This window comes from Variovorax sp. SRS16 (assembly GCF_901827165.1).
Lineage (GTDB): Bacteria > Pseudomonadota > Gammaproteobacteria > Burkholderiales > Burkholderiaceae_C > Variovorax.
The window spans coordinates 4,801,129-4,822,711 of record NZ_LR594666.1 but is presented as its reverse complement, the minus strand read 5'-3'; the positions used below and the strand labels follow the sequence as shown (position 1 = coordinate 4,822,711).

Sequence of the window (21,583 nt, the reverse complement as noted above, 5' to 3'; positions counted from 1 at the left end):
AGGAGTTGCCATGTACTTCGCCCCACGATTCCGTTCCTTTGCGGCCGCGGCCGCCCTCGCTGCGGCCGGTGCCATCGTGCACGCGCAGGCCCTGCCCAACGTCGTCATCCTCGCCACCGGCGGCACCATCGCCGGCGCCGGCGCCTCGGCCGTCAACAGCGCCACCTACTCGGCCGCCAAGGTGCCGGTCGACAAGCTGATCGCCGGCCTGCCCGAGCTGTCCAAGGTGGCCAACGTTCGCGGCGAACAGGTGTTCCAGATCGCCTCGGAAAGCCTCACCAACGACAACCTGCTGACCCTGGCCAAGCGCGTCTCGGCCCTGTCGAAGCAGCCCGATGTCGACGGCATCGTGATCACCCACGGCACCGACACGCTCGAGGAAACGGCTTACTTTCTCACCCTCACCGTACACACCGCCAAGCCGATCATCGTGGTCGGCTCGATGCGGCCCGGCACCGCACTGTCGGCCGACGGCGCGCTGAACCTGTTCGACGCGGTGAACGTCGCTGCCAGCAAGGACGCCGGCGGCAAGGGCGTGCTCGTCACCATGAACGACGAGATCCAGAGCGGACGCGACGTCAGCAAAACCGTCAACATCAAGACCGAGGCCTTCAAGAGCCAGTGGGGCCCGCTGGGCATGATCGTCGAAGGCCGCAACTACTGGTTCCGCGCGCCGGTCAAGCGCCACACGATGCAGTCGGAATTCGACATCGACAGCATCGACGCGCTGCCCGCGGTCGAGATCGCCTATGGCTACGAAGGCGTGTCCTCGACTGCCATCGACGCGCTCGCCAAGAGCGGCATCAAGGCGCTGGTCCATGCCGGCACCGGCAACGGCTCGGTCGCAGACCGCATCGTGCCCAATCTGCAGAAGGTGCGTGCCGACGGCATCCCGGTCATTCGCAGCTCGCGCGTGCCGGACGGCTTCGTGTTGCGCAACGCCGAGCAGCCCGACGACAAGTACGACTGGGTGGTGGCGCACGACCTGCGTCCGCAGAAGGCGCGCATCCTCGCGATGGTGGCCCTGACGAAGACCAGCGACACGAAGGAACTTCAGCGGATTTTCTGGGAGTACTGAGCTCGCCCCCAGGCTTGCTCACTTCGTGTAGCCGCCTACCCCCTGCCGGGGGCGCGGCCTGCGGCCCGGCGGAGCCGGTTCCGCGGCCGCTCTTGAATGGGTGTTGGCCGAAGGCGCGAAGCCTTGGGCGAGCCACCTAAAATCCAGAGTTCGCTGTGTCGGAGGCTGTTCGCCGCCGTCCGGCCACCGGGCTCACCATGCTGACTTTCCAACAAATCATTTTCAAGCTTCAGTCTTATTGGGCTGACCGGGGCTGCGCCCTGCTGCAACCGTACGACATGGAGGTGGGCGCCGGCACGTCGCACACCGCGACCTTCCTGCGCGCGCTCGGGCCGGAGCCCTGGAAGGCGGCCTACGTGCAGCCGAGCCGCCGCCCCAAGGACGGCCGCTATGGCGAGAACCCCAACCGCTACCAGCAGTACTACCAGTACCAGGTGGTGCTCAAGCCTGCGCCGGCCAACATCCTGGAGCTGTACCTCGGCTCGCTGGAAGCCCTCGGCTTCGACCTCAAGACCAACGACGTGCGCTTCGTCGAGGACGACTGGGAGAACCCGACGCTCGGCGCCTGGGGCCTGGGCTGGGAGGTCTGGCTCAACGGCATGGAGGTGACGCAGTTCACCTACTTCCAGCAGGTGGGCGGCATCGACTGCCGGCCGATCACCGGCGAGATCACCTACGGGCTGGAGCGCCTGGCGATGTATCTCCAGGGCGTCGAGAACATCAAGGACATCGTCTGGACCGAGGGACTCAGCTACGGCGACATCTACCTGCAGAACGAGGTCGAACAGTCGGCCTACAACTTCGAGCACAGCGATGCCGATTTCCTGTTCACCGCCTTCGCTGCGCACGAGAAGCAGGCCAAACACCTGATGGAAGTGAAGCTTGCGCTGCCGGCCTACGAGCAGGTGCTCAAGGCGGCGCACAGCTTCAACCTGCTGGACGCGCGCGGCGCGATCAGCGTGACGGAGCGCGCGGCCTACATCGGCCGCATCCGCAATCTCGCGCGCAGCGTCGCGCAGAGCTATTACGAAAGCCGCGAACGGCTCGGATTCCCGATGGCGCCGCGCGAGTGGGTCGCACAGATCACCACGAAGAAGGCGGCTTGAGCGATGACCTCCCAGAACAACCTGCTCGTCGAACTGTTCGTCGAAGAGCTCCCGCCCAAGGCCCTGAAGAAACTCGGAGACGCCTTCGCCTCCGCGCTGCGCGATCAGCTGGTGGCGCAAGGTCTCGCCGAGGTAGGCGCGGTGCTGACCGCCTACGCCTCGCCGCGCCGCCTCGCCGCGCACCTGACCCACGTGCTGGCGCAGGCGGCTGACAGGGCGGTGTCGCAAAAACTCATGCCGGTGGCCGTGGGCCTCGACGCATCGGGCGCGGCGACGCCTGCGCTGCTCAAACGGCTGGGCGCGCTCGGCGCCGACGCATCGGCCGTGCCGGGGCTGCGCCGCGCGATGGACGGCAAGGCCGAAGCGCTGTTCTTCGACAGCACGGCCAAGGGCGCGACGCTGGCCGAAGGCCTGCAGAAGGCGCTGGCCGAAGCGATCGCGAAACTGCCGATTCCCAAGGTCATGAGCTACCAGCTCGAGACCGGTTGCGAGCTGCCGGGCTGGGCCAGCGTGAGCTTCGTGCGTCCTGCACATGGTCTCGTGGCCCTGCATGGCGATGCCGTCGTTCCCGTCACGGCCCTGGGTCTGGCGGCCGGCCGCGCGACGCACGGCCATCGTTTCGAGGCGGCGGTCGATCCGATCGTCCTGCGCGATGCCAACAGCTATGTCGAGCAGCTTGCCGACGAGGGTGCGGTGATTGCCGGCTTCGAGGCGCGGCGCTTCGAGATCGCGCGCCAGCTGGCCGAGGCGGCGGTGAAGGTCGGTGGCGGTGCGCAGCCGATCCATGACGATGCACTGCTCGACGAAGTCACCGCGCTGGTCGAGCGTCCCAACGTGCTGGTGTGCGCGTTCGAGCGCGAGTTCCTCGACGTGCCCCAGGAATGCCTCATCCTCACGATGAAGGCCAACCAGAAATACTTCCCGCTGCTCGATGCGGCCGGCCGGCTCACCCACCAGTTCCTGGTGGTCAGCAACATCCGCCCCGACGATGCCAGCGCGGTGATCGGCGGCAACGAGCGCGTGGTGCGTCCGCGGCTGGCCGATGCCAAGTTCTTCTTCGACCAGGACCGCAGGAAGTCGCTCGCTTCGCGCGTCGAGGCGCTGGGCAAGGTGGTCTATCACAACAAGCTCGGCACGCAGGGCGAGCGCGTGGTCCGCGTGATGCACATCGCGCGCGAGATCGCGCTGAAGCTCGGCGACGCGGCGCTCGCCCGGCAGGCCACGCAGGCCGCGCAGCTGGCCAAGGCCGACCTGGTGACCGACATGGTCGGCGAGTTCCCCGAGCTGCAGGGCATCATGGGCCGCTACTACGCGCTGCATGACGGCCTCGACGCCGCGGTCGCCGATGCGATCGAGGACCACTACAAGCCGCGCTTCGCCGGCGACGAGCTGCCGCGCAACCCTGTCGGCGTCGTCGTCGCGCTGGCCGACAAGCTCGAGACCCTGGTCGGCATGTTCGGCATCGGCAACCTGCCGACCGGCGACCGCGATCCGTTCGCACTGCGCCGCCACGCACTGGGCGTGGTGCGCATGCTGATCGAGAAGAATCTGCCGCTCGCGCTCGACACGCTCATCCAGGACGCCGCGGCGCAGTTCAAGGGCATCGAGGGCTTCGAGTCCGAGCGCGCGATGAAGGCCTTGCAGGACTTCATCTACGACCGCCTGGCCGGCAGCCTGCGCGAGCAGGGCGCGAGCGCGCAGGAAGTCGACGCTGTCCTGGCGCCGAATCCGCAGCGCCTCGGCGATGTGCCGAAGCTGCTCGCCGCGGTGCGCGCCTTCGCAGCGCTGCCAGAGGCCCCGGCGCTGGCCGCTGCCAACAAGCGCATCGGCAACATCCTCAAGAAGTCGCCCGAAGCCGATGCGCACGTGAGCGAACTGCTGCTGCACGAACCGGCAGAGAAGGCACTCTACGCCGCGATGCAGGAGGTCGTGCCGGTGGCCAATGCCCAGTTCGATGCCGGCGACCACACCGCCTCGCTGCAGACACTCGCCGCGCTGCGTGCCCCGGTCGATGCCTTCTTCGATGGCGTGATGGTCAATGCCGAGCAGTCCGATCTGCGGCTCAATCGCCTCGGGCTGCTGATGCTGCTGCATGCCGCGATGAACCGCGTGGCGCAACTCGAGCGGCTGGCCGCCTGATTGCCGCGCCTCGCCCGCCAAGCCCGCAAGGACGAAAGACCATGAAACTCATCATCCTCGACCGCAACGGCACCCTCAACATCCATCGCGAGGACTTCGTGAAGAGCGAGGTCGAATGGACGCCGCTGCCGGGCGCGCTGGAGGCGGTCGCGCGGCTCAACCATGCGGGCTGGCACGTGGTCATCGCATCGAACCAGTCGGGGCTCGGCCGCGGCCTGTTCGATGTCGCGTCGCTCAATGCCATGCATGCCAAGATGCACAAGATGCTGGCTGCCGTGGGTGGCCGCGTCGATGCGGTGTTCTATTGCCCGCACAGCCCCGACGAAGGCTGCGATTGCCGCAAGCCCCGGTCCGGCCTGTTCCACCAGATCGGCGAGCGCTACGGCGTCGATCTGCGCAACGTGCCGACCGTGGGCGACAGCCTGCGCGACCTGCAGGCCGGCGCCGCCGTCGGCTGCGAACCGCATCTTCTGCTGACCGGAATGGGAAGCGCCTGCCGCGGCGTGACGCTTCCGCCCGAATACCCGCCGAACACCCGCGTCCACGAGGACCTGGCGGCCTTCGTCGAATTCCTGCTGACGCGCGAAGAGGCACAAGCTGCGCTGAAGGTGGCGGTCTGATGGCCTGGCTCCGATCCGTCGTCCACGCGCTGTGGATGCTCGTCACCGTGATCCCGTGGGGCCTGATCATGGTGGTCAGCTCGCTCTGGAAGCGCGGCATCCCGCTCTACTGGATGGCGGTGCGCTGGCTGAGCTGGGCGATCGGCGGCGCACGGGTGTTGCTCGGCATCCGCACCCGCGTCACCGGCATGGAGAACCTGCCGACCGATGCGCTCGCCGGCGCCGTGCTGCTGGTCAAACACCAGTCGACCTACGAGACTTTCCTGATGCCGACGCTGATGCCGCATCCGCTGGCCTTCGTCTTCAAGAAGGAATTGATCTACGTCCCGTTCTTCGGCTGGGCCATGGCGCGCCTCGACATGATCCACATCGACCGCAGCCAGCGCACCAAGGCCTTCAACAAGGTCGTCGCGCAAGGCCGCGAGCTGCTGGCGCAGGGCATCTGGGTCATCATGTTCCCGGAAGGCACGCGCATCCCGCGCGGGCAGCAGGGCACCTACAAGACGGGCGGCACGCGGCTCGCCTGCGAGACCGGCGTGCCCGTGATCCCGATCGCCGTCACTTCGGCCCGGGTCTGGCCGCGCAAGGCCTTCATCAAGCATCCCGGCGTGGTCGACGTGTCGATCGGGCCCGCCATTCCGAGCGTGGGCCGGCGGCCCGACGAGCTGATGCGCGAAGTCGAGGCCTGGATCGAAGGCGAGATGCGCCGGCTCGATCCCGAGGCCTATGCGACGGTCGCGTCGGCCGTCTCCACCACGGCCTGAGACGTGGCCATGCGCGGCCTGCTGCAGTTCACGCTGGATCTGTTCGGCGAGCCCGAGGCCGAGCCACCTGCGCCGCCGCGAGTGTCCTCGCCGCCGGTCGAAGAACGCACGGCCATCGACCTGCGACCCCCGATCCCGCTCGCCGATGCGCTGGTGCCCGCGCATTTCGTGCATCCGCGGGCGACGCGCGAGCTGATGCTGGGCCATGCGCGCGTGGCCTACGAGTTCACGCGCGGCAAGCGCCGCACCATCGGCTTCATCGTCGGCGCCGAGGGCCTGTCGGTGCGCGCGCCGCGCTGGGTGGCGCTGCGCGATGTCGATGCCGCGGTGACCGAGAAGGCCGACTGGATCCTGCGCAAGCTGGCCGAGACGCAGCAGCGCCACGCGCGGCTCGAAGCGGCGCGCATCGAGTGGAAGGACGGCGTGAGCTTTCCCTTCCTCGGCCAGCCGGTCCTGGTGCAGCTCGATCCGCACCATGCTTTCGAGGGTGTCGGGGCCGTGCTCGATGCGGGCGACGGCGAGGGGCCGCGCGTGCTGCGCCTCGCGCTCGCGAACAACGCCAGCGCGGCGCAGATCCGTGATGCCGCGCAAGCCTGGCTGATGCGCCAGGCACGGCGCATCTTCATCGAGCGGCTCGATCATTTCGCGCCGCGCCTGGGCGTCGCGTGGCACAAGCTGTCGCTGTCGAACGCCTCCACGCGCTGGGGCAGCGCCAGCGCCGACGGCGCGATCCGGCTGCACTGGCGGCTGGTGCATTTCCGCATGTCGGTGGTCGACTACGTGGTCGCGCACGAACTCAGCCATCTGCGCGTGATGGACCACAGCGCGCGCTTCTGGGAGACGGTCGAGAGCGTGGTGCCGGACTACGGCGCGCTGCGGCAGCAGCTCAAGGAGCAGCCGGTTCCCAAGTGGTGAAGGTTCAGCGGGCGTGCGTCACGCCGCCATCGACGACCAGCGTCGAGCCCATCACATAGTCCCCGGCGCGCGATGCGAGGTAGATCGCGGCGCCCGCCATGTCCTCCGGCACGCCGATGCGGCCCGCCGGAATGCGCGCCTTCACCGCTTCGCCGTGGTCGCGCGCATCCTTGTTCATGTCGGACGCGAAGGCGCCCGGCGCGATCGCGCTCACCACGATGCGGTCCTGCGCAAGGCGCAGCGCCATGCGCCGCGTGAGCTGGATCAGCCCGGCCTTGCTCGCCGCGTACGAATAGGTCTCCTGCGGATTGACCGAGATGCCGTCGATCGAGGCGATATGGATCACCTTCGCGAGATGGTCGGTAGCGGCCTTGCGCAGCATCGGCGTCAGCGCCTGCGTCAGGAAGAAAGGCGCCTTGAGATTGAGATCGACCACCTTGTCCCAGCCGCTCTCAGGGAAGTCGTCGTAGGCTGCGCCCCAGGCCGCGCCGGCGTTGTTGACCAGGATGTCGAGCGCACTTTCGTGCCTCGCATAGGCCGCGACCAGCGCATGCGCGCCCTCGACCGTCGACACGTCCGCCGGCAGCGAGATGCAGGGACCGAAGGCCGACAGCTCCTTCGCGGTCTGGTCGCAGGCCGCCGCCTTGCGTGCCGAGATGTAGACGCGGGCGCCCTGCGCCAGGAAGCCTTCGGCGATCATGCGGCCGATGCCGCGCGAGCCGCCGGTGATGAGCGCCGTGCGCCCCTTGAGCGAGAAGAGCTGGCTGGTGTCCATGCGATGTGTCTCCGGATGCGCGGCGCGGGGCCGCCTGAGGCTGCCCGACGGGCAGCGCGAGACGCGAGCTTAGTGCGCGCGGATGGCGCCCGGCGTCACCTTGGCGCCACTGCGGCCTCGGCTTCGTCGTCGAGCCCCAGCACCACCTCGTGCAGCGCGCGCGCGAGACGGTCGCCGTCGAGCGGCTTGTGGAGGATGCGCGCCGCCGCGCCCGACAGCGCGCGAAAGCGCGAGGGCGCGGTCTCGCCCGTGACGATCACCGCGGGCAGCCCGGGCTGTCGCGCGCGCAGTCTTTCGATCACGTCGAGGCCGGTCTCGTCGCGCAGCCGGAAGTCGACCACCATCACGTCGGGCGCGAAGCCGCCGTCGAGCGCCCGCTCGGCCTCGCGCGCGCTCGCGACGCCTTTCACGGACCAGCCGAGCTGGTGCAGGTAGGTGCACATCGCCGCCAGCACTTCGGGCTCGTCGTCCACCAGCAGCACGGCCAGGCGGGTGCCGTCGAAGGCGCGGTCGAGGGAAGCGCTCGTCTCCGGCTCGTCGGCCGTCGGCTCGGCATGCGCGATGTGCAGCTCGAAGGTGGTGCCGTGTCCCGGCGCGCCGTCCAGCTTCAGCGTGATGTTCAGCAGCGCCGCCGTGCGGCGCACGATCGCGAGGCCGAGGCCGAGACCCTGGGTGCGGTCTCTCGACGGATTGCCGATCTGGTAGAACTCCTCGAACACCCGCTCGCGCTCGTGCGCCGGAATGCCCGGGCCGGTGTCGCTCACCCGCACCACGACGTCGCCCGCCGTGCCGCGCTGCGCCGACAGGGTGACGCCGCCGATGCTCGTGAACTTGATCGCGTTGTTCACCAGGTTGCCGACGATGCGGATCAACTGGTCGCCGTCGGTCAGGCCCCACAGCGGCGCCTCGGGCACCGCGATCTTCAGGAAGAGGCCCTGCTGCGCCGCCAGCGCCGCGTACTCGTCGCGCGAAGCGCGCAGCACGGCGCCGATGTCGTGCGGCGCCAGCCGGGCCTCGATCGTGTGGGCATCGAGGCGCGAGATGTCCAGCAATCCGTCGAGCAGGCCGCTGCTCTGGCGCAGCGCGCTGCCGATGCCGCGGCTGACCTCCTTCAGCAACGGATCGTGGGTGCGGTGGGCCAGGATGTCCAGCGTGGTCGCATTGATCGACAGCGCATGCAGCGGTTGTCGCAGGTCGTGGCTGGCGGCAGCGAAGAAGCGCGTCTTGGCTTCGCTGGCGGCTTCGGCGCGGTCGCGCTCCTGCCTGACGGTTTCGTGGAGCACCGCGTTGTCATCGACCACGCTCATCAGCGTGTACAGCATGCGGCCCTGGTCCTTGACCGTCGCCAGCAGCATGAAGTAGACGAGCCCGATGCCGGCCGCGAACAGATAGCCCATGGCGCCGCCGCGCCAGGCCCAGCCGCCGGCCAGGCAGCAGAAGGTCAGCGTGCAGAAGCCGACGAAGGCGCGCCGAGAGCCCGCCACCGAGGCCGCACCGAGGGTGCAGCCGGCCATCAGCACGGCGGCCACGGCCAGCGGCGCGAAATTCCCCGGCCCCATGAACACGAAGGGGACGATGGCCGCGGTCGTGATGCCGTTGAGGTCGAAGCCGCGCAGCAGCGGCGGCAGGAACCCGAGCTGATCTTCCGGCGCGGCGCGCTCGGCGGCGCGTCCGAGCCACCAGCGGTACGCCATCACCGCGCCGGTGGCCGCCAGCCAGAGCCAGTGCCAGCCTTGCAAGCCCTGCCGCGCAGCGATGAAGGCGACCAGGATGTAGCCGAGGTAGTTGAGCGGCAGGCGGCGCGAGTACTGAAGGATCAGCGACAGCCGGCGCTCGAGGATGCGCCGCTCGATGCGCGCCTCGCGCGAGCCGGCCGCCAGCGGCATCGGCGTGGAGCCCGTGGTCTCAGTCAATGCGCACGCCCTCGCGCGATGCCTGGTAGGCGGCCTCGGTGCGGTTGCGCACGCCGAGCGCCGCATAGACCGCGGTCAGGTGGGCCTTGACGGTGGACTCGGCGATGTCGAGCTGGCGCGCGATCAGCTTGTTGGGCAGGCCGCGCGCGGCCGCGCGGTAGACGTCCATCTGGCGCGCCGTCAGGCCCGACAGCCGAGGATCGGGACCGGCCGCGGCGGCCGAAGGGCCGGCCGTGTCCGCCGCGCCCGCGTGGAGCGTCTCCATCGGCAGGAAGATGCGGCCGGCCAGCACGTGCCGGAGGGCCGCGACCATCATTTCCGAGCTGTACTTCTTGGGGATGAAGCCGGCCGCGCCCAGGTCGACGGACCGGCGGATCAGGGTCGCGTTGGTCTCTCCCGACAGCACGACGATGCGCGCCATGCAGCCGGCATCGCGCAGGCGGCGGATCGACTGCTCGCCATTGCAGTCGCTCAGATGCCAGTCGAGCAGCACCAGATCGAACTCGGCCAGCTGCACCAGCTGCGCCGCATTCGCCATGTCCTTGGTGGTCTCCACCCGCAGTTCGGGGACCAGCACGTTCAGCAGGTTCTTCATGCCCTGCAGGAACATCACATGGTCGTCGATCATCAGTACCTTCATCGTCACCTCCCGGCGGAGTATTCATCAGATTGCGGCCGGGCCGGCGCCGACTAGGACTTTGGTCGAAGGCCGTCGTGCGGAAGCTGCAACGCTCGCGTGCTCGCGAAGCGGCGTTCGGCGCCGCTGACCGGATCGCGAAAGGCCAGCTCCCGCGCCAGCAGCTGCAGTGGCCGGCTGAAGTCCTCGCCGCCTTCGGCCCGCAGCGTCGGGTAGATCGCATCGTTCAGGATCGGCATGCCCAGCGCCGCGCAGTGCACGCGCAGCTGGTGCCTGCGCCCGGTGACCGGCGAGAGCTGCAGGCGAGCCCAGGCGCCGCGCTGTTCGAGCAGCGCCAGGTGCGTTTCGGCATTGGGCTCGCCGGGCACTTCCCTCATGCGCATGAAGTGGTCGTCGGGCGCCATGCGGCTGCGGTGCACGGCGGGCAGTACCTGGCCCTCGCGCCAAGGCACGATGGCCTCGTAGTGCTTGGTGATCGCGCGTTGCGCGAAGAGCGCGTGGTAGGCGCCGCGCGTGGCGGGCTGGACCGAGAACAGCACGATGCCGGCGGTCTCGCGGTCGATGCGGTGCAGCGGCGCGAGCTGGTCGAGGCCCAGCGTCCGCTTGAGCCGCACCAGCAGGCTTTCCTGCACGTACTTGCCGACCGGCGCGACCGGCAGGAAGTGCGGCTTGTCCACCACCAGCAGGTGCGCGTCCTGCGACAGGATGAGTTCGTCGAAAGGAATGCGCGCCTCGGCCTCGAGCGAGCGGTAGTAATAGACGCGCAGCCGCGGCTCGTAGGGCCGCTCGGCGCTGACCGGCACGCCATGCTCGTCGACCACTTCGCGCGCGTCCATGCGGGCTTCCCATGTCGCGCGCGGGATGGCCGCGAAGCGCTCGATCAGGAATTCCGCGATGGTGGGCCAGGGGCCGACCGGCAGCGCGGTGCAGCTCGGGCCGACGCCGTCGCGGGTGGGCAGCGGCAGCGCGCGCATGGGCTGCGTGCTCAGCGGCCCGCGTCGGCGTTCAGGGCCGACACGATCTCGGCGAAGGCCGGACGCGCCGCAGGCTCGGCTTGCAGGCAGCGCGCCTGGAGGTCCGCCAGCAGCGCGCGCGTTGCGTCGTCTTCGTCGCCGTCGCCCGGCCGGCAGCGCGCCGCCAGCTCCTCGACGAGGCAGCCGAACGCGCGCACCTCGATGCGCTGCAGCGCCCGCGCCTGCGCGTCGTCGCCGCGCGGCAGGAAGGAGGCCGCGCCGAAGTCGCCCAGCAGGCAATGGCCTGCGCCGTCCCACAGGATGTTGTGGGCATAGAGATCGCCATGCAGGATGCCGCGCGCATGCAGCTGGGCCGTGGCCGAGGCGATGCCGCAGGCCATGCGCAGCGCGGCCTTGGCGGACCAGCCCGCGTTGCCGTCATAGACATCGCGCGTGCAGGATTGCAGGCTGGGCGGGCCGGCGAGGTTGGAAAAGTGCGGATCGACCAGCGCGAGCGCCAGTCCCGGCGTGCCCTCCGGGTGATTCGCCACGCGGGCCTCGACGGCGATCAGGTTCGGATGCGCGCCGGCGGCAATGCAGGCGGCCATCTCGCTGTGCGGCCAGCCGTCGCTGGTCACGGTGCCCTTGAAGAGCTTCACTGCCACCGGCTGCGCCTCGCCTTGCAGGGGTTGCCACTCGGCGCGATAGATCACGCCCGAAGCGCCTTCACCCAGCCGATGCTGCAACGACAGGCTTTGCCAGTCGATGGTCGGCATCGCCGGGGCGGCCATGGCGGTCGCCTCGGGCGTCTCGTCGAAAGGGTTGCCCGCGAAGGCCAGCCACGACAGCCGCGGCAGCGAGAGCAGCCAGGCGGGCAGGGCATCGAAGCGGTTGGCCGAGATGCGCAGCAGCTCGAGCCGATGGCACGCGGCCAACGCCTCGGGCAAGGCCTGCAGCAGGTTGCCTGCGAGCATGAGCTTTTGCAGCCGCGTGCAGCGGCCGAGCGCGGGCGGCAGTGCCTCGATGCGGTTGTCGGTCAGTATCAGCCAGCGCAGCAAGGGCGGCAGCGCGGCGGCCGGCACGCTGCGGATGCGGTTGGCCTTGAAGGCGACCATGTCGAGCTGCGCGCAGCGCCCGATGGCTTCGGGCAATTCGCTGAACTGGTTGTCGGAACAGAACAGCACGCGCAGGCGGTGCAGCCGGTGCAGGTCATCGGGCAGGCTGCTGAGGGCATTGCCCGACAGGTTGAGCACCTCCAGCGTGTCGGCCAGATCGAAGACCTCGCGCGGGAACTCGGTCAGGCCGCACGAGAGATCGAGCCGCTGGATGCCGGCCAGCTCGCCCGCGCGCAGCCGAGCCAGCGTCTCGAGGCTCATGCCGCTGCGCCGAAGCGATAGATGCCGTCCTCGCCCAGGCGGCGCTGCAGTTGGCCCGAAAACCACAGCAGGTGCAGGTGCGCCACCGTCTCGCCCATGGCGAAGGTGATCTGGTGCAGGTCGAGTTCGCGCTTGAACAGGATCGGCAGACCCTCGGCCGCGCTGTGGGGCCTTTGCAGACAGGCCTCCAGCAGCTCGGCCAGCCGGTCGCGGTGGTGTTCCTGCAACTGCTCGACGCGCCGGTGGATGCCGGTGAAGGGCTTGCCGTGCGAGGGCAGGCCCAGCGTGTCGGCGGGCAGCGACTTGAAGCGCTCGATGCTGTCGAGGAAAAGCCGCAGCGAATTCGCCTCGGGCTCGCCCGCGTGCACGCTCACGTTGGTCGAGATGCGCGGCAGCATCATGTCGCCGCCGAGCAGCGCGTGCAGCTCCTCGCTGTAGAGCGCGATGTGCTCCGGCGCATGGCCGTAGCCGCTGATGCAGCGCCAGCTGCGCCCGCCGATCGGGATGAGGTCGCCGTCGAGCATGCGCACGAAGCGCGCGGGCACGGCGGGCACCATGTTGGCGTAGTAGCTGGTGCGGGCGCGGATCTTGGCGATCGATTCCGGATCGGTGAGGCCGTGCAGGGCGAAGAAATCCGCCGCCGCGTCGCCGCCGGCCAGCGTGTCGCCGGTGCTGGTGAGCACGCACGCCACGTGGTAGTCGGTCGCGCTGATCCACAGCGGCGCGTTCCAGCGCCGGCACAGCCAGTCGGCCAGGCCGATGTGGTCGGGATGCATGTGGGTGACGATCACGCGCAGGATCGGCAGGCCCTCGAGCTGCGTAGCGAAGATCTGCTCCCATTGCGCGCGCGCCTCGTCGCGGGAAATGCAGCAGTCGACCACCGTCCAGCCCTCGACGCCATCGATCGTGTCGCGCAGCAGCCAGAGGTTGATGTGGTCGAGCGCGAAGGGCAGCGCCATGCGGATCCAGCGTACGCCCGGCGCGACCTCGATCGTTTCGCCGGGGGCCGGCATCGTGTCGCCGAGAGGGTAGTGGAGTTCGCGTTCGAGCAGGTTCATGTAAGATTGACGTTAACGTAAACGTCATAGAGCTGAGCCCCCATTGTAGGCAGTGCCGTCCCACTGCGCTGTCGCCTCCGCAAACCCCGCTCCATTCGCATGCCTTCGCAGACCTTCGCCATCGGTGAGCTCGCCCGGGAATTCGATCTCACCACGCGCGCCATCCGTTTCTACGAGGACATGGGCCTGCTGGCCCCGGCGCGCGCCGGCCAGCAGCGCGTCTACAGCGCACGCGACCGCACCCGCCTGATGCTCACGCTGCGCGCCAAGCGGCTGGGCCTGAAGCTCACCGAGGTCAAGGAGATCCTCGACATGTACGACAGCCCGCGTGACACTGCCGTGCAGCTGCAGCGCTTCCTGGGCGTGCTCGGCGAGCACCGTGCGCAGCTCGAAGCGCGCCTGGCCGAGCTGCAGGCCAACATCGCGGAAGTGCGGGCCCAGGAAAAGCAGGCGCGCGCCGCCCTCACGCGCGCCACCCGGCCGAGGGCGCGCTGACGGCGGCGCCCATTTCGAACAACTTCCATCGAGGATCACACCATGTCCGAAACGCTCGACGATCTCTTCTCCCACAACCGCAGCTGGGCCGCCCGGATGGAGCGCGATCGTCCCGGCTTCTTCACCAGCCTGGTCAAGCAGCAGAAGCCGCGCTACATGTGGATCGGCTGCTCCGACAGCCGCGTGCCGGCCAACCAGATCACCGGGCTCGAGCCGGGCGAGGTGTTCGTGCACCGCAACGTGGCCAACATCGTGGTGCACTCCGACCTCAACGCGCTGTCGGCGATCCAGTTCGCGGTCGAGCGCCTGAAGGTCGAGCACATCATGGTGGTCGGGCACTACGGCTGCGGCGGCGTGCAGGCCGCGCTCGAGGGCGCGCGCATCGGTCTCGCCGACAACTGGATCCGCCACATCCAGGACGTGCGCGACCGTCACCACGCCATGCTCGACAGCCTGCCGCCGGAGCTTCGCGCCGACGCACTGTGCGAACTCAACGTGGCCGAGCAGGTGGTCAACGTGGCGGTCAGCACCGTGATGGTCGACGCCTGGAGCCGCGGCCAGGAGGTGACCATCCACGGCTGGGCGTTCGGCGTGCACGACGGATTGCTGCAGGATCTGGGCGTGTCCGTCGACGGTTCCAAGCCGCTGGAGACCACCTACCGCGCCGCCGTACAGCGCATCCGCTACAAGTGGAGCAAGCCGGCCGAAGCGCCGCAGCCCGGCACCGGCGCCGCCTGAGGAGCAGGCGGGGATCGGACCATGTTTCCGCAGCGTCTCGACTCGCCGCTCGCCTATGACATCGCCCGTGCGATGCGCGACGGCTTCGACCGCCACTACCGGCTCTTTCGCGCCGAGTCCGCGCGTGCCAAGCATCGCTTCGAGACCGCCGACTGGCACGGCCAGCAGCGCGCGCAGCGCGAGCGCATCGAGTTCTACGACCTGCGGGTGAGCGAGGCGGTCGCGCGCCTCGAGAAGGAATTCAAGGCCGGCGAGCAGCCGATGGATGTGTGGCACCAGGTCAAGCTGCATTTCATCGGCCTCCTGGTCGACCATCACCAGCCCGAGCTGGCCGAGACCTTCTTCAACTCGGTGACCACCAAGATCCTGCACCGCGCCTACTTCCTGAACGATTTCATCTTCGTGCGGCCGGCCATCAGCACAGAGTACATCGAGCCGCGCGGCGCGCCGACTTACCGCGCCTACTATCCGGACCCCGACACGTTGGCCGACACGATCGCGGTCGTGCTGGACGACTATGCGCTGCTGGGCGGCTTCGCCAACCGGCGGCGCGATGCCGAGCGCGTCGCGACCGCGATCCTCGGGCGCTTCCACCAGATCAAGCTGCGCGCCAACTTCCAGCTGCAGGTGCTGTCCAGCCTGTTCTACCGCAACAAGGGCGCCTACCTGGTCGGCAAGATCATCAACGGCTTCGTCGAGCTGCCCTTCGCGCTGCCGATCCTGCACGACAGCAGGGGCAGGTTCCATGTCGATGCGGCGCTCTTCGGCGAAGACGACCTGCAGATGCTGTTCAGCTTCGCGCGTGCCTACTTCATGGTCGACATGGAAGTGCCCTCGGCCTATGTGCAGTTCCTGCGCTCGCTGATGCCGCGCAAGCCGCGCGCCGAGATCTACAACGCGCTCGGCCTCGCCAAGCAGGGCAAGACCTTGTTCTATCGCGACTTCCTCTCGCATCTCAACTACTCGACCGACAGGTTCCGCATCGCGCCCGGCATCAAGGGCATGGTGATGCTGGTGTTCGACCTGCCGTCCTTTCCCTATGTGTTCAAGGTCATCAAGGACTTCTTTCCGCCGCAGAAGGAGACCACGCGCGAGCAGGTCAAGGGCAAGTACCTGCTCGTCAAGCAGCACGACCGGGTCGGCCGCATGGCCGACACGCTCGAATACAGCCTGGTCGGCTTCCCGCTCGACCGCTTCGAGCCCGAGCTGGTCGAGGAGATCCGCAAGTTCGCGCCCAGCCAGCTCGAGATCGGCGACCGCGACGGCAACGGGGAGATGGAGCTCGTGCTCAAGCACGTCTACATCGAGCGCCGCATGATCCCTCTCAACATCTACCTGCAGGAAGCCTTCGACCAGCTCGCGCAGCCGGAACATGCCCAGCGCGCGGGCAAGCAGCTGGAGCACGCGGTGATCGAGTACGGCAATGCGATCAAGGACATGGTCTCGGCCAACATCTTCCCGGGCGATATGCTGTGGAAGAACTTCGGCGTGACGCGCGGCGGCAAGGTGGTGTTCTACGACTATGACGAGATCGAATACCTCACCGACTGCAACTTCCGCAAGGTGCCCACGCCGCGCAACGAGGAAGAAGAGATGAGCGGCGAGGTCTGGTATTCGGTCGGGCCGAAGGACGTGTTTCCCGAGACCTTCGGCCCCTTCCTGCTCGGCAATGCGGCGGTGCGCGAGGCTTTCATGGCGCACCATGCCGACCTGCTGGATGCCGCGTTCTGGCAGAGCCACAAGCAACGCATCCAGGCCGGGCAGATGCTGGATGTCTTTCCCTACGACGAAGCCCACCGCTTCAAGCACGACGGCCACGCACCGTATTTTTAGCTCGCCCCCAGGCTGCGCGCACTTCGTGTCGCTCCGCCTACCCCCTACCGGGGGCAACACCAGCGGCCCGGCAAAGCCGGTTCCGCGGTGTTTCTGGTTTTGGATTGAATTGTGCAAGTGATATTGATTGAAGGAGTAAACCCATGAATGAATCCATCGTCATCGTCGGCGCCGCCCGCACCCCCATGGGCGGTTTCCAGGGCGACTTTTCTTCCCTGGCCGCGCACGACCTCGGCGGCGTCGCCATCAAGGCGGCGGTCGAGCGCGCCGGCATCACGGCCGACGCGGTCGGCGAAGTGCTGTTCGGCAACTGCCTGATGGCCGGCCAGGGTCAGGCGCCGGCGCGCCAGGCGGCGTACAAGGGCGGCCTGCCCGACAGCGCGGGGGCCGTCACGCTCAGCAAGATGTGCGGCTCGGCCATGAAGGCCGCGATGCTCGCGCACGACATGCTGCTCGCGGGCACGCACGAAGTGATGGTGGCCGGCGGCATGGAAAGCATGACCAACGCGCCCTACCTGATGCTCAAGGGCCGCGGCGGCTACCGCATGGGCCACGACCGCATCTTCGATCACATGATGCTCGACGGCCTCGAGGACGCCTACCAGCCGGGCCGCTCGATGGGCACCTTCGGCGAGGACTGCGCCGCCAAGTACAAGTTCACGCGCGAACAGCAGGACGCTTTCGCGATTGCCAGCGTGGAGCGCGCCAAGGCCGCCACCGCGTCGGGTGCCTTCAAGGCCGAGATCGCGCCGGTCACGGTCAAGGGCCGCAGCGGCGAGACCGTGATCGCCGTCGACGAAGGCCCGGGCAAGGTCAAGCTCGACAAGATCCCGACGCTCAAGCCCGCCTTCAAGAAGGACGGCGGCACCATCACCGCCGCATCGAGCTCGTCGATCAACGACGGCGCCGCGGCGCTGGTGATGATGACCGAGAGCAGCGCCAGGCGCCTGGGCGTGAAGCCGATCGCGCGCCTGGTCGGGCACGCCACGCACGCGCAGCAACCCGAGTGGTTCTCGACCGCGCCGGTCGGTGCCGTCGCCAAGCTGTTCAAGAAGACCGGTTGGGGCGTGAAGGACGTCGACCTGTGGGAAGTCAACGAGGCCTTCGCCGTGGTGCCGATGGCGCTGATGCACGAGCTCTCGGTGGCGCACGACATCGTCAACGTGCACGGCGGCGCCTGCGCACTGGGCCATCCGATCGGCGCCAGCGGCGCGCGCATCATGGTCACGCTGATCCATGCGCTGCAGCAACGCGGCAAGAAGCGCGGCGTCGCGACGCTGTGCATCGGCGGCGGCGAAGGCACCGCGGTGGCGATCGAACTGCTCTGACGAACCGAACGAGGCCCGCCCCATCATGCTGCTGAACGCCGACCAGGAAGCGATCCGCGACGCCGTGCGCGATTTCGCGCAGGCCGAACTCTGGCCCCATGCGCCGCGCTGGGATCGCGAGCACAGCTTCCCGAAAGAAGCCCATGCGGGCCTGGCGGCGCTCGGCGCCTACGGCATCTGCGTGCCCGAGGAGGACGGCGGCGCCGGCCTCGACTACGTGACGCTGGCGCTGGTGCTCGAGGAGATCGCAGCCGGCGACGGCGGCACCAGCACCGCGATCAGCGTGACCAACTGTCCGGTCAACGCGATCCTCATGCGCTACGGCAATGCCGAGCAGAAGAAGAAATGGCTGCAGCCGCTCGCACGCGGGCAGATGCTCGGCGCCTTCTGCCTGACCGAGCCGCAGGCCGGCAGCGATGCGTCATCGCTGCGCACCACCGCACGCAAGGATGGCGACGGCTGGGTGATCGACGGCGTCAAGCAGTTCATCACCAGCGGGAAGAACGGGCAGGTCGCGATCGTCATCGCCGTCACCGACAAGGGTGCGGGCAAGCGCGGCATGAGCGCCTTCATCGTGCCGACCGACGCGCCGGGCTACCAGGTCGCGCGTCTGGAAGACAAGCTGGGCCAGCACTCGAGCGACACCGCGCAGATCAACTTCGACGGCTGCCGCATCGCGGCCGAAAACCTGATCGGCCAGGAAGGCGAGGGCTACAAGATCGCGCTCGGCGCGCTGGAGGGCGGCCGCATCGGGATCGCCGCCCAGAGCGTGGGCATGGCGCGCAGCGCCTTCGACGTCGCACTGGCCTATGCCAAGGAGCGGCAGGCCTTCGGCGGCGCGATCTTCGACCAGCAGGCCGTGGGCTTTCGGCTGGCCGAGTGCGCGACCCAGCTCGAAGCCGCGCGTCAACTCATCTGGCATGCCGCGAGCCTGCGCGATGCCGGGCGGCCCTGCCTGAAGGAAGCCGCCATGGCCAAGCTGTTTGCGAGCGAGATGGCCGAGCGCGTGTGCAGCGCGGCCATCCAGACGCTGGGCGGCTATGGCTACGTGAACGACTTTCCGCTCGAACGCATCTACCGCGACGTGCGCGTGTGCCAGATCTACGAAGGCACCTCGGACATCCAGAAGCTGCTGATCCAGCGCGCGCTGGCCTGAGCGGCGGCGGGGGCGCTCTCAGGGTTTGTGCGAGGGTCTGCACAATGGAGGCTGAATCCCTCGCCATCCATCGATTGCCATGCCCTCACCGTCCACCAGCCCCGCCCGCGCCCCCTGTCCCTGCGGGCGCCGCGATCGGCGGGAGCTGCCGCTGGCTTACACCCAATGCTGCGGGCGCTACCTGGACGACTTCGATCAGACGCCCGCGCCGGATGCCGAGTCGTTGATGCGCTCGCGTTACACCGCCTTCGTGCGCGAACGGGCCGACTACCTGCTGGCGACCTGGCATGCGTCGACGCGGCCTGCCGCGGTCAGTTTCGAACCCGGCGTGAAATGGCTCGGCCTCGACCTGCGGTCCCGTTCGGTGCTGGATGCCGACCATGCCGAGGTCGAGTTCGTGGCGCGCCAGCGCAGCAGCGCCGGTGTCGCGAGCCGGCTGCACGAGCGCAGCCGTTTCGTGCGCGAGAACGACGGCACGCTCGACCGCTGGTATTACGTCGACGGCGATCTGCGCTGAAGGCCGCCGGCCGCCAAAAGCGGCGAGAGAATGGCCCGGGCCTTCGTTGCGTGCTACGACTTCGATAGCAGCCTGCCGTCGATTGTCTCTTTGGGTGACACAGAGCGATTCCTTTTGGCGTATTTATCTCGCGTCGAATTGCGCCCACACTTCGGGGGTGATGATGCAACCCGTCTCTCATCCGTCGTGGAATGCGCTGGCCCTGCCGCTGCTGGCGCTGGCCCTGTGGGCTGCCGCGCCGGCCGCGCGCGCGGACGACAGCGTGCCGCTGGCGCGCTTCTCGACCAGCCAGGGCGCACAGCCGCCCGAGCCGTGGCACTTCAGCGGCCTGCCGAACAAGACGCCCACGCACTTCGAAGTCGTGCAGCAGGACGGGCGGCGGGTGCTCAAGGTCGATGCCGACCAGTCCTACGGCAACCTGGTGCATGCCACGCAAACACCGCTCGATGCCAGCACCACGCTGGCCTGGCGCTGGCGAGTGGACGAGTTCGTGGCCGGCGCCGACCTGCGCACGCGCGCCGGCGATGACGGCGCGGCCAAGCTCTGCGTCTTCTTCGACCTGCCGACCTCCAAGCTCTCGCTGGGCGAGCGCACCAGCCTCGCATTGGCGCGCCGCGCGACCGGCGAGGACGTTCCCAGCGAGGCCCTGTGCTACGTATGGGACAACAAGGAGCCCAAGGGCACGGAACTCGCGAACGCCTTCACCAAGCGCATGCGCATGATCGTGTTGGAATCCGGCGCCGCGCCGACGCCGGGCGCCTGGGTGGGCGAAAGCCGCCATCTGCTGGCCGACTACCGGCGTGCCTTCGGCGACGAGGCCGGCGGTACGCTGCCCGACGTGGTCGCGGTGGCCGTCTCGGCCGACGCGGACAATACGCACGGCCATGGCGTGGCCTACTATTCCGACATCGACCTGCACAGCCCGGCGCCGGCCCACAACGCGGCGATGCCGCCGGCCGAGCACCCCCTGCAAGGGGAATAGAGCGCATCGACCATGAACGACTTCATCTCGCTCCTCGCCAACCAGGGTGCGCTCGTGGTGTTCGCCGCCACGCTGGCGACGCGGCTGGGCGCGCCGGTGCCGGCGGTGCCCTTCCTGATCGTGGCGGGCGGCTTGTCGGTGGGCGGACAGGTGTCCTTCGCCGCGGTCACGGGGGCCGCGGTGATCGGCAACATCCTCGGTGATGGCGTGTGGTTCCTCGCCGGGCGGCGCTGGGGCTACCGCGTGATGCGGCTGCTGTGCCGCATCTCGCTGTCGGCCGACACCTGCGTCAAGCGCAGTGAATCGATCCTCGGCCGCTGGGGCGGATGGTCGCTGATCGCCGCCAAGTTCGTGCCGGGCGTCTCGGTGATCGCGCCGCCGATGGCCGGCGCGCTGGGCATGTCGAACACGCGCTTCCTGTCCTACGAGACGGTGGCCGCGCTGATCTGGGCGCTGGGTTTTCTCGTCATCGGTCGGATCTTCCACGCCGCCATCCAGGACATCCTGGCGGTGCTGTCCGAGATCGGCATCGCGGCCTCGATCGCCTGCGGTCTGGCGCTGCTGGTCTTCGTCGCGTGGCGCTGGCGCGTGCGGCGGCTGGCGCTGCGGGCCGACGACATCGTGCACATCGGCGTGCTGGCGTTGCGCGAGGCGCTCGCTGCCGGCGCCGGTCCGACGGTGATCGACGTCCGTGCGCCGCAGGCGCGCGCGCTCGACCCGCGCGAGATCCCGGGCGCGCTGGCGATCGACCTCAACGAGTTGCCGAAGCGCCTCGGCGCGTTCTCGGACGGCCGCGAACTGGTCGTGTTCTGCGACTGTCCCGAAGACGCATCGGCGGTCGTCGCAGCGCGCGTGCTGATGGCCGCGGGCCTGCCGCGCGTGCGCGTGCTCGCCGGCGGGCTCGACGCCTGGACGGCGATGGTCGCGGCCAGCGAGTCTGAAGAAGGGTCGATGGGCGCCATGCCGGCCATCGCGGCACATTCCGCTTGATCGCTACGGCGCGCGAGGCCTAGAATCGACCCCGCTCCGGGGTGCACGCAGTTGCGTACTGAGATGGCCAAATGGCCGAACCCGCGAACTTGATCTGGTTCATACCAGCGTAAGAAGAGCTGCGACTCCACGGCCCCCGTCCTCGAAGACCCTGTGCCGCCCCGGAGCGATCGCGGAGCACCCCGTTGTCCATCAACCCGGAGTGCCCCG

General features: G+C 68.8%; 20 protein-coding genes and 1 riboswitch. Of the genes, 14 read left to right on the top strand and 6 right to left on the bottom strand.

Annotation, left to right across the window (positions count from 1 at the left end):
* Positions 1 to 10 precede the first annotated feature (10 nt).
* From E5P2_RS23310 to E5P2_RS23285, 6 genes are all read left to right on the top strand, one after another.
* Positions 11 to 1,078, top strand: coding sequence for an asparaginase (locus tag E5P2_RS23310; RefSeq protein WP_162569513.1), 1,068 nt, complete (start codon positions 11 to 13; stop codon positions 1,076 to 1,078).
* Positions 1,079 to 1,275: 197 nt separating this feature from the next.
* On the top strand, positions 1,276 to 2,184 hold the full coding sequence (gene glyQ / locus E5P2_RS23305) for a glycine--tRNA ligase subunit alpha (protein WP_162569512.1): 909 nt from the start codon (positions 1,276 to 1,278) through the stop codon (positions 2,182 to 2,184).
* 3 nt (positions 2,185 to 2,187) lie between these two features.
* Positions 2,188 to 4,323 carry a glycine--tRNA ligase subunit beta gene (gene glyS / locus E5P2_RS23300; RefSeq protein ID WP_162569511.1) on the top strand — a complete coding sequence of 712 codons (2,136 nt, stop codon included), beginning with the start codon at positions 2,188 to 2,190 and terminating at the stop codon, positions 4,321 to 4,323.
* 41 nt (positions 4,324 to 4,364) lie between these two features.
* The gene (gene gmhB, locus E5P2_RS23295; RefSeq protein ID WP_162569510.1) at positions 4,365 to 4,943 is read left to right on the top strand and encodes a D-glycero-beta-D-manno-heptose 1,7-bisphosphate 7-phosphatase; all 579 of its coding nucleotides are present in this window, start codon (positions 4,365 to 4,367) and stop codon (positions 4,941 to 4,943) included.
* Positions 4,943 to 5,707 carry a lysophospholipid acyltransferase family protein gene (locus E5P2_RS23290; RefSeq protein WP_162569509.1) on the top strand — a complete coding sequence of 255 codons (765 nt, stop codon included), beginning with the start codon at positions 4,943 to 4,945 and terminating at the stop codon, positions 5,705 to 5,707. Before gmhB ends, E5P2_RS23290 begins: the two co-directional genes overlap by 1 nt.
* Before the next feature lie 9 nt (positions 5,708 to 5,716).
* Positions 5,717 to 6,622, top strand: a complete 906-nt coding sequence (locus E5P2_RS23285; RefSeq protein WP_162569508.1) for a M48 family metallopeptidase — start codon at positions 5,717 to 5,719, stop codon at positions 6,620 to 6,622.
* A gap of 4 nt (positions 6,623 to 6,626) precedes the next feature.
* On the opposite strand, the gene E5P2_RS23280 is transcribed toward E5P2_RS23285, so the two are convergent.
* The 6 genes from E5P2_RS23280 to E5P2_RS23255 form a co-directional block, all read right to left on the bottom strand.
* A complete protein-coding gene (locus E5P2_RS23280; RefSeq protein WP_162569507.1) occupies positions 6,627 to 7,397 on the bottom strand; it encodes an SDR family oxidoreductase in 771 nt (256 codons plus the stop codon).
* A 95-nt stretch (positions 7,398 to 7,492) separates the two neighbouring features.
* Entirely contained in the window at positions 7,493 to 9,310 is a 1,818-nt protein-coding gene (locus E5P2_RS23275) for an ATP-binding response regulator (protein ID WP_162569506.1), read from the bottom strand.
* Positions 9,303 to 9,950: a response regulator gene (locus E5P2_RS23270; RefSeq protein WP_162569505.1), complete on the bottom strand. Its 648-nt coding sequence runs from the start codon at positions 9,948 to 9,950 to the stop codon at positions 9,303 to 9,305. The genes E5P2_RS23275 and E5P2_RS23270 overlap by 8 nt, the downstream gene beginning before the upstream one ends.
* A gap of 50 nt (positions 9,951 to 10,000) precedes the next feature.
* A complete protein-coding gene (locus E5P2_RS23265) occupies positions 10,001 to 10,921 on the bottom strand; it encodes a pseudouridine synthase (protein ID WP_162569504.1) in 921 nt (306 codons plus the stop codon).
* Positions 10,922 to 10,932: 11 nt separating this feature from the next.
* Positions 10,933 to 12,276, bottom strand: a complete 1,344-nt coding sequence (locus E5P2_RS23260) for a leucine-rich repeat-containing protein kinase family protein (protein WP_162569503.1) — start codon at positions 12,274 to 12,276, stop codon at positions 10,933 to 10,935.
* On the bottom strand, positions 12,273 to 13,334 hold the full coding sequence (locus E5P2_RS23255) for an MBL fold metallo-hydrolase (protein WP_162569502.1): 1,062 nt from the start codon (positions 13,332 to 13,334) through the stop codon (positions 12,273 to 12,275). Before E5P2_RS23255 ends, E5P2_RS23260 begins: the two co-directional genes overlap by 4 nt.
* 99 nt (positions 13,335 to 13,433) lie before the next feature.
* Here E5P2_RS23255 and E5P2_RS23250 point away from each other — a divergent pair, with 99 nt between their 5' ends.
* The 8 genes from E5P2_RS23250 to E5P2_RS23215 all read left to right on the top strand — a co-directional run bounded on the left by E5P2_RS23250 (position 13,434) and on the right by E5P2_RS23215 (position 21,373).
* Complete coding sequence (locus E5P2_RS23250; protein ID WP_162569501.1) at positions 13,434 to 13,829, top strand: MerR family transcriptional regulator; 396 nt, start codon at positions 13,434 to 13,436, stop codon at positions 13,827 to 13,829.
* A 42-nt stretch (positions 13,830 to 13,871) separates the two neighbouring features.
* Positions 13,872 to 14,567 carry a carbonate dehydratase gene (gene can / locus E5P2_RS23245; protein ID WP_162569500.1) on the top strand — a complete coding sequence of 232 codons (696 nt, stop codon included), beginning with the start codon at positions 13,872 to 13,874 and terminating at the stop codon, positions 14,565 to 14,567.
* A gap of 21 nt (positions 14,568 to 14,588) precedes the next feature.
* Positions 14,589 to 16,400 carry a bifunctional isocitrate dehydrogenase kinase/phosphatase gene (gene aceK / locus E5P2_RS23240; RefSeq protein WP_162569499.1) on the top strand — a complete coding sequence of 604 codons (1,812 nt, stop codon included), beginning with the start codon at positions 14,589 to 14,591 and terminating at the stop codon, positions 16,398 to 16,400.
* A gap of 143 nt (positions 16,401 to 16,543) precedes the next feature.
* Entirely contained in the window at positions 16,544 to 17,728 is a 1,185-nt protein-coding gene (locus tag E5P2_RS23235; protein WP_162569498.1) for an acetyl-CoA C-acyltransferase, read from the top strand.
* Positions 17,729 to 17,753: 25 nt separating this feature from the next.
* Positions 17,754 to 18,884 (top strand): acyl-CoA dehydrogenase family protein, encoded by a 1,131-nt coding sequence (locus tag E5P2_RS23230; protein ID WP_162569497.1) that lies wholly within the window; start codon positions 17,754 to 17,756, stop codon positions 18,882 to 18,884.
* Positions 18,885 to 18,963: 79 nt separating this feature from the next.
* Positions 18,964 to 19,401, top strand: coding sequence for a YchJ family protein (locus E5P2_RS23225; protein WP_162569496.1), 438 nt, complete (start codon positions 18,964 to 18,966; stop codon positions 19,399 to 19,401).
* Positions 19,402 to 19,564: 163 nt separating this feature from the next.
* A complete protein-coding gene (locus E5P2_RS23220) occupies positions 19,565 to 20,383 on the top strand; it encodes a DUF3047 domain-containing protein (RefSeq protein ID WP_162569495.1) in 819 nt (272 codons plus the stop codon).
* A 12-nt stretch (positions 20,384 to 20,395) separates the two neighbouring features.
* Positions 20,396 to 21,373, top strand: a complete 978-nt coding sequence (locus E5P2_RS23215; protein ID WP_162569494.1) for a VTT domain-containing protein — start codon at positions 20,396 to 20,398, stop codon at positions 21,371 to 21,373.
* 27 nt (positions 21,374 to 21,400) lie between these two features.
* Positions 21,401 to 21,506, top strand: a riboswitch (TPP riboswitch).
* Positions 21,507 to 21,583 lie beyond the last annotated feature (77 nt).

Excerpts from the sequence above, each read along its gene's own strand:
- aceK (WP_162569499.1), top strand. The coding sequence starts at position 14,589 with ATGTTTCCGCAGCGTCTCGACTCGCCGCTCGCCTATGACATCGCCCGT.
- E5P2_RS23255 (WP_162569502.1), bottom strand. The coding sequence starts at position 13,334 with ATGAACCTGCTCGAACGCGAACTCCACTACCCTCTCGGCGACACGATG.
- E5P2_RS23285 (WP_162569508.1), top strand. The coding sequence starts at position 5,717 with ATGCGCGGCCTGCTGCAGTTCACGCTGGATCTGTTCGGCGAGCCCGAG.
- E5P2_RS23225 (WP_162569496.1), top strand. The coding sequence starts at position 18,964 with ATGCCCTCACCGTCCACCAGCCCCGCCCGCGCCCCCTGTCCCTGCGGG.
- E5P2_RS23230 (WP_162569497.1), top strand. The coding sequence starts at position 17,754 with ATGCTGCTGAACGCCGACCAGGAAGCGATCCGCGACGCCGTGCGCGAT.
- E5P2_RS23215 (WP_162569494.1), top strand. The coding sequence starts at position 20,396 with ATGAACGACTTCATCTCGCTCCTCGCCAACCAGGGTGCGCTCGTGGTG.
- E5P2_RS23280 (WP_162569507.1), bottom strand. The coding sequence starts at position 7,397 with ATGGACACCAGCCAGCTCTTCTCGCTCAAGGGGCGCACGGCGCTCATC.
- E5P2_RS23250 (WP_162569501.1), top strand. The coding sequence starts at position 13,434 with ATGCCTTCGCAGACCTTCGCCATCGGTGAGCTCGCCCGGGAATTCGAT.
- E5P2_RS23290 (WP_162569509.1), top strand. The coding sequence starts at position 4,943 with ATGGCCTGGCTCCGATCCGTCGTCCACGCGCTGTGGATGCTCGTCACC.
- E5P2_RS23260 (WP_162569503.1), bottom strand. The coding sequence starts at position 12,276 with ATGAGCCTCGAGACGCTGGCTCGGCTGCGCGCGGGCGAGCTGGCCGGC.
- glyQ (WP_162569512.1), top strand. The coding sequence starts at position 1,276 with ATGCTGACTTTCCAACAAATCATTTTCAAGCTTCAGTCTTATTGGGCT.
- gmhB (WP_162569510.1), top strand. The coding sequence starts at position 4,365 with ATGAAACTCATCATCCTCGACCGCAACGGCACCCTCAACATCCATCGC.
- E5P2_RS23265 (WP_162569504.1), bottom strand. The coding sequence starts at position 10,921 with ATGCGCGCGCTGCCGCTGCCCACCCGCGACGGCGTCGGCCCGAGCTGC.
- E5P2_RS23310 (WP_162569513.1), top strand. The coding sequence starts at position 11 with ATGTACTTCGCCCCACGATTCCGTTCCTTTGCGGCCGCGGCCGCCCTC.
- E5P2_RS23235 (WP_162569498.1), top strand. The coding sequence starts at position 16,544 with ATGAATGAATCCATCGTCATCGTCGGCGCCGCCCGCACCCCCATGGGC.
- glyS (WP_162569511.1), top strand. The coding sequence starts at position 2,188 with ATGACCTCCCAGAACAACCTGCTCGTCGAACTGTTCGTCGAAGAGCTC.
- E5P2_RS23220 (WP_162569495.1), top strand. The coding sequence starts at position 19,565 with ATGCAACCCGTCTCTCATCCGTCGTGGAATGCGCTGGCCCTGCCGCTG.
- E5P2_RS23270 (WP_162569505.1), bottom strand. The coding sequence starts at position 9,950 with ATGAAGGTACTGATGATCGACGACCATGTGATGTTCCTGCAGGGCATG.
- can (WP_162569500.1), top strand. The coding sequence starts at position 13,872 with ATGTCCGAAACGCTCGACGATCTCTTCTCCCACAACCGCAGCTGGGCC.